General features: G+C 66.0%; 1 protein-coding gene. It reads right to left on the reverse strand.

The window, feature by feature from the left end; translation table 11 throughout:
* Window positions 1–656: ATP-binding protein (locus IE244_RS41615; protein WP_444545088.1), on the reverse strand; the 656-nt coding region annotated here is incomplete at both ends.

The raw sequence follows: 656 nt of genomic DNA on the forward strand, positions 1-656 counted from the left end.
GTCAGCGTCATCGACGGCGCCACCGTGATCGAGTCACCGGTGTGCACACCCATCGGGTCGAAGTTCTCGATGGAGCAGACGACCACCACGTTGTCGTGCTTGTCACGCATCAGCTCCAGCTCGTACTCCTTCCAGCCCAGGATGGACTCCTCCAGGAGCACCTCGGTCGTCGGAGACAGCGTCAGGCCCTGGCCGGCGATACGGCGCAGCTCCTCCTCGTCGTGCGCGAAACCGGAACCGGCGCCGCCCATGGTGAAGGACGGGCGGACGACGACCGGATAACCGCCAAGCGTCTCCACCCCCTTGAGGACGTCGTCCATGGAGTGGCAGATCACCGAACGCGCGGACTCACCGTGCCCGATCTTCGCGTTGACGGCCTCGACCACGGCCTTGAACAGGTCGCGATCCTCGCCCTTGTGGATCGCCTCGGGCTTGGCGCCGATCAGTTCGACGCCGTACTTCTCCAGGGCGCCGTTCTCGTGCAGCGAGATCGCGGTGTTCAGGGCCGTCTGGCCGCCCAGCGTGGGCAGCAGCGCGTCCGGGCGCTCCTTGGCGATGATCTTCTCGACGAACTCGGGCGTGATCGGCTCGACGTAGGTGGCGTCGGCGATCTCCGGGTCCGTCATGATCGTCGCCGGGTTGGAGTTCACCAGGAT

It is taken from the genome of Streptomyces filipinensis, assembly GCF_014649495.1.
Taxonomy (GTDB): Bacteria; Actinomycetota; Actinomycetes; order Streptomycetales; family Streptomycetaceae; genus Streptomyces; species Streptomyces filipinensis.